A 6,001-nucleotide genomic window follows, 5' to 3' on the forward strand; every position below is an offset into this window, starting at 1 on the left:
CCGCCTCCGCGAGCGGCAGCGCCGTACAGATCCTGGGCTCCGCGGGCTGCGAGCCGCGCAGCAGAGCCGGACGGCACTTCCGGGACGCGAAGGTCATGGAGATCATCGAAGGAGCGCAGCAGGTGGCCGAGGAACACATCGCCGAGCAACTGATGCGCCGCCACGCGGCCGCCCCGGGCGCCGGGGCCCCGGCATGACGGCCGCCCCCGAGCCGGACGCCGCCTCCGGCCGCGCTTCCGACGCCCCGTCCGGACCCGCCCCCGTCGTCAAGTGCCTGGTGTGGGACCTGGACGACACCCTGTGGGACGGCGTCGTCCTCGAAGGCGACGAGCCGGAGCCCTTCCCCGGCGCGCTGAAGACGCTGCGCGCCCTGGACGAGCGGGGCATCCTGCACGCCGCCGCCAGCCGCGGCGAGCACGCCGTGACCGCCCGCCACCTCGACCGGCACGGCCTGGAGGAGTGGTTCTGCGACGTACGGGTCGGATGGGGCGCCAAGTCCGACGCGGTACGGCGCATCGCCGAAGCGCTCAACATCGGCCTCGACACTTTTGCGTTCGTCGACAACGACCCGGTCGAGCGCGCCGAGGTCGCTTCCGCGCTGCCCATGGTGCGCTGCTATCCGGCAGAGCAGGCCGCCGGGCTGCCCGATCTGGCCGCGTTCCAGCCGGAGTTCGTCACCGAGGAGGCCGGCAGGCGCCGCCTGCTCTACCGCACCGAGCGCCGGCGCCAGGCCGCCCAGGAGGAGTTCGGCGCGGACCGGCAGGGCTTCCTCGCCTCCCTCGGACTGGTGATGACCGTACGGGAGGCCACCGAGGACGATCTCTCCCGCGCCAGCGAACTGACCGTGCGCACCCATCAGTTGAACACCTCGGGCCTGACGTACGGGGCGGAGGAGCTGCGCCGTCTGACGGCCTCGCCGGGTCACCGCGTACAGGTCGCCGAACTCCGCGACGACTACGGCGAGTACGGGATCATCGGCCTCGCCGTCACCGAACTCACCGACGACGACGCCGTGTTGCGCCTGATGCTGATGTCCTGCCGGGTGGCCTCGCGGGGCGTGGGCACCGTGCTGCTCGACCGTCTCGTGCGGGAGGCGGTCGCCGAAGGGCGGCGGCCCGTCGCGCACTTCGTGCCGACCGAGGCCAACCGCTCCATGCTGGTCACCCTGCGCTTCGCGGGCTTCGCCCCGGTCGAGGACGGCACGGGCGCGGGGGACGCGGACGGAGCCGGGGCCGGGGGAGCGGCGGGGGCGCCGCTCGTCCTCGGCGTCGATCCCGAGCGGCTTGCGCCGCAGCGCGAGAGCCACGTCCGCGTCGTCAGCGGAACGGACTGAGGTGGGGCGGCAGTGGCACACGACTTCGCGCGGGAACGGCCTGACCGGTCGGAGCGGTCTGAGTGGCCCGAGCGGCACGAGGGGCATGAACGGGCCGACGGGCGGGCCGAGTTGACGGGCGCCCGCGGAGACCGCGGCCTTTCGTACGACGGCCTTTCGTACGACGGCCTTTCGTACGACGGCCTCCCGGGCGGTGCACGGCAGGCACAGGCGCGGGCGCAGGAACGCGGCCGGGGCGACGGGCAGATACCTGAACCCGCCTCCGGCTCCACCCCCGAGCCTGCCCCCGAACCCACGCCCGTCCTGGAGGGGTTCCGGCAGCAGGTGCGCCGCGCGCCGTCCGCCACCGCCCTGGTCGTCGGCGGCCTGGAGCTGACCTACCGCGAACTCGACCTGGCCTGCGCGGCGTTGGCGCGGCGGCTGCGCGCGCACGGCGCCGGTCCGGGCCGTGTGGTGTGCGTACGCCTCGAACAGAACGCCGTCGCCGTCACCGCCATGCTCGCCGCCCTGCGCACCGGCGCCGCCTGGGCCGTCGTGGAACCGGACCAGCCGCCCGCCCGACTGCGGGCGCTGCTCGCCGACACCGACTGCGCGGTCGTCCTCGGCTCCGGACCCGAACCGGCCCTGGAGGACGCACCGGGCGCGCCCGCCCTCCTCGACGTCACGGGCCTCGACGTACGCGAACTCGCCGCCGAGGGCGAGCGGTTGCCCGGCGGGCCGGACCCGGCGGAGGCCGCCGTCTCCGAGGACGCGCCCGCCTACATCGTCTGCACCTCGGGATCCACCGGAGCGCCCAAGGGCGTCGTCGTCAGCCGCCGTCAGCTCGCCACCTCGATCGCCCCCCGTGAGTGGGTCTACGGCTCCGGACCCGCGACGTATCTCATGGCGATGCGCCTGTCGTTCGACGGGATGCTCGGCGGCATGTTCTGGTCGTTCACACGCGGCCACACGCTGCTGCTCCCGGACGACAAGCAGCTCCGGCAGGTGCACGAACTCGCCCGTCTGGCGGGGGAGTTCGAGGCGACGCACCTGATCGTCGTCCCCTCCTACTACCGCGCGCTGCTGGAGGAGAGCCGGCTGCTGCCGCCGTCTCTGCGGCTGGTCGTCGTGGCCGGCGAGCCCTGCACGCAGGACCTCGTCCGGCTCCACCACGAGCGGCTGCCGGGCGCGTCGCTGGTGAACGAGTACGGCCCCACGGAGACGACGATCTCCTGCACCGTGCAGCCGTGGCTCGCCCCGTCCCGGCAGCGGATCCCCATCGGCAGGCCGTGGGCGGGCGCCGTGGCGCATGTGCTCGACGAGCGGCTGCGGGAAGTGCCCGCCGGGGAGCGCGGAGAGCTGTACATCGGCGGCGGGTTCGTCGCGCTGGGCTACGCGGGACAGCCCGGCAGGACCGCGGAGCGCTTCGTCGCCGACCCGTACGGGCCGCCCGGGGCGCGGCTGTACCGCACGGGCGACATCGCGCACGTCGACGAGGAGGGCGCGCTGCACTGCCACGGCCGGACCGACCACCAGGTGAAGATCCGCGGCACACGTGTCGAACTCGGCGAGACCGAGGCGGTGTTGGAGGCGCACCCCGGCGTCGGGCAGGCGGTCGCGGTCTGCGACGTCTCCGGGACGGAGCACCGGCTCGTCGCCTTCCTCACGCCCGCGGAGCCCGGCGGGGCCACGCCGTCGTGGGCGGAGCTGCGCGAGCACTGCGCCGGACACCTCGTCGAGCAGGCCGTGCCGGTGCTCTTCCACACGCTGGAGCGGATGCCGCTGGGCAGCAGCGGCAAGGCCGACCGTACGGCGCTGACGGCGCTGGTCCCCGAGGCGGCCGCGGCCGCGGCGTCCCACACCGCGCACACCGCCCACGCGGACCCGAGCCCGGACGCCCCGCCCGGCGCGCCGCACGGTGACTCCGGCAGCCCCGCCGACCCGGGCGACCCGACGCACACCGTGGGCCTGATCTGGGCCGAGGTGCTCGGCCACGGCGCATCGGGACCGCACGACAACTTCTTCGCCGTGGGCGGCAGTTCGCTGCGCGTCATCGATCTGCACAAGCGGCTGGAGCGGCAGTGGCCCGGAGTGCTGCGCGTGGGCGAGCTGTTCGACCTGACGACGGTCTCGGCGCAGGCGGAGGCGATCGCGGCGCGGCTGGGCGTGAGCGCGAGCGGCGACGAATCCGCCCCCGCGGCCTACGAGTTGTGACCTCCGGTGAGCCGAGCCGACCATGAATGACCGAAAGGCGGAACGACCGGGATGAGCGGGAATCTCGACGCGGCACGCGCACGGAACGGCATCGCGGTGATCGGGATCTCCACCCGGTTCCCGCAGGCCGACAGCCTCGCCGGCTTCCGTGCCAATCTGCGCGCCGGACGCGACTCGGTGCGCGCCATGCCGCGGGAGCGGATCGAGGCGTGCTGCCAGGACCCCGACGCGGAGTATCCGCACCAGGGCTATCTGGACCGCATCGACCTCTTCGACCACGAGTTCTTCGGACTGTCGCGGCGCGAGGCGGAGGTCACCGACCCCCAGCACCGGCTGGCGCTCCAACTCACCCGCGAGGCACTGGAGAACGCCGGCTACGCCGCGTCCGCGATGCGGGACTCCCGTACGGCCGTCGTCTTCAGCTCGCCCACCAACGGCTACGCGCCCCTCGTACGCGAGGTCGGCACGCTCAGCATGATCGGCAACATCCCCTGCGGACTGCCCGCCCGCGTCTCGCACATCTTCGGCCTCACCGGCCCCTGCTACGGCGTGGACACCGGCTGCAACGGCTCCCTCGTCGCCGTGCACCAGGCGTCGCGTGAACTGCGGGACGGGGACGCGGACTTCGCCGTCGCGGGCGGCGTGAGCGTACGCCATGTCGTACCGCCCGCGGCCACCGTCGCGGCCTTTCCCGGCATCGCCTCCCCGACGGCCAAGTGCCGCGCCTTCGACGAGGGCGCCGACGGCGCGGCGGCCGGCGAGGGCGGCGCCGTACTGCTGCTGACGACGCTCGAACGGGCCCTGGACGAGGGCGCGTTCATCCACGCCGTCATCCGCGGCAGCGCCGTTGTGCACAACGGCCGCCACTCGGCGACGATCGCCACGCCCAGCGCCGCGTCCCAGGCCGAGGTCATACGCAAGGCGTGGCGCACAGCCGGTGCGGACATCGCGACGGCCGGCTATATCGAGGCGCACGGCTCCGGCACCCGGCTGGGCGACGCCGTCGAGGTGGAGGGCCTGGCCCTGGCACGCTCCGGGCCCTCCGACGCCGGGACGGCCAACGGCGGGGCGGGTGACGGGAGTTCGCTGCCGGTCGGCTCCGTGAAGACCAACGTCGGCCACCTCGACCACGCGGCGGGCGTCGCGGGCCTCGTCAAGGCCGTGCTGAGCGTGCGGCACGCCGAGCTGTACCCGACGCTGCACTTCACCCGGCCCGCCGCGGACGTCGATCTGCGGGGCGCACGGCTGGACGTGGTGACCTCCCATCGCCCCTGGACGGCCGCGAACGGTGAACGGCGTGCGGGCGTCAGCTCGTTCAGTCTCGGCGGCGTCAACGCGCACTGCGTGGTCGAGCAGCCGCCCCGTACGGAACGCGACGCGGCGCGCGGCCCGCAGGGACCGCAGCTCGTCGGCGTCTCGGCGCGCACCGCGGAGGACCTGGTCACGCTCTGCGAGCGGCTCTCCCTCGAACTGCGCGACGAGCCCTGGCCGTTGGCCGACGTCGCCCGGACGCTGAACGAGGGCCGGGACCACCACGAGCACCGGATGGGCGTCGTGGCACGCACGTCCGGGGAGCTGGCGCTGAAGCTGGCGGCGCAGGTCACCTGGCGCAGGCTGGAGACGCCCCCGCATGCGGCGGGCGGGACGCTGCCGTTGCCCGTCGGCGGCGAGACCCCGGTGCCCCGGGTCGTCCTGCTGCTCTCCGGCGACGCCTCGGGCGCACCGGCCGGCGAGGGCGCTCCGCTGCCCGCCTCGCTTCCGCTCCCGGCCGCGCAGGCGGCGCGCGTACGAGCCCAACTCGCCGCGCACACACGGCTGAAGAAGGCCGGAGTACGGGCGGAGGGGCTCTTCAGCTCCGGCGTCTCGCGGTATGCCGTACGGCATCTCCAGGGCACGCTGACGGCCGCCGACACCCGGGCCCTCCGGGAGGTGGCAGAGACGGCGGCCGACCGCGGCAGTGACACGGACGGCGTCTTCGGCGGGCCGCTGCGGGGCGACCGGCTCCAGGCCGCGGTGGAGGAGCAACTCGCCGCCGGGCCGGTGGTGTTCGTCGAGCTGGCCGCACGCGGAGAGATCAGCGATCAGCTCTCGGCACACCTCCGGGGGCGCGCCGACGCCACGGTGCTCACCCTCGGCGACGGTCCCGACGGCCTGCTGGAGGCGCTGGGCAGCCTCTACGAGGCGCGCGTCGACCTGGACTGGACGGCGCTGCGGGCACCCGGTAGCCCCGGCCGTGTCCCGCTGCCCGGCCACCCCTTCCGCGGGGTGCGCTGCTGGGCACGTCCGCTCGGCGACATCATCCGCTTCGACGAGGGCGCCGCCACGGGGACGCCGCAGCGCTCCGGCGCCGCAGAGGGTCAGCGCCCGGCGGTCCTCGAAGGCGAATCCCAACTCCCGGGCCAGAGCGCCCTGTCGGCCGTGGCGCCGACCGCCGCGCTGCCGCCCGTACCGCCGCCGGCCGCCGAGGCACCGGCA

Annotated in this window: 4 protein-coding genes; all 4 read left to right on the top strand. The window is 74.7% G+C overall.

The genetic code is table 11. The features are described 5' to 3' along the window. Positions 1 to 197 (top strand): acyl-CoA dehydrogenase family protein (locus AN218_RS38175; protein WP_244900416.1); only part of this gene is annotated, 197 nt, incomplete at its 5' end. Continuing rightward, a complete protein-coding gene (locus tag AN218_RS12480; protein ID WP_079132102.1) occupies positions 194 to 1,333 on the top strand; it encodes an HAD-IIIC family phosphatase in 1,140 nt (379 codons plus the stop codon). The genes AN218_RS38175 and AN218_RS12480, both read left to right, overlap by 4 nt. 12 nt (positions 1,334 to 1,345) lie before the next feature. Then, positions 1,346 to 3,526 (top strand): non-ribosomal peptide synthetase, encoded by a 2,181-nt coding sequence (locus AN218_RS12485; RefSeq protein WP_079132103.1) that lies wholly within the window; start codon positions 1,346 to 1,348, stop codon positions 3,524 to 3,526. 51 nt (positions 3,527 to 3,577) lie between these two features. Then, a partial coding sequence (locus tag AN218_RS12490; protein ID WP_141747550.1) for a beta-ketoacyl synthase N-terminal-like domain-containing protein occupies positions 3,578 to 6,001 on the top strand: 2,424 nt, incomplete at its 3' end.

The sequence above is a fragment of the Streptomyces nanshensis genome, from assembly GCF_001751255.1.
Taxonomy (GTDB): Bacteria; Actinomycetota; Actinomycetes; order Streptomycetales; family Streptomycetaceae; genus Streptomyces; species Streptomyces nanshensis_A.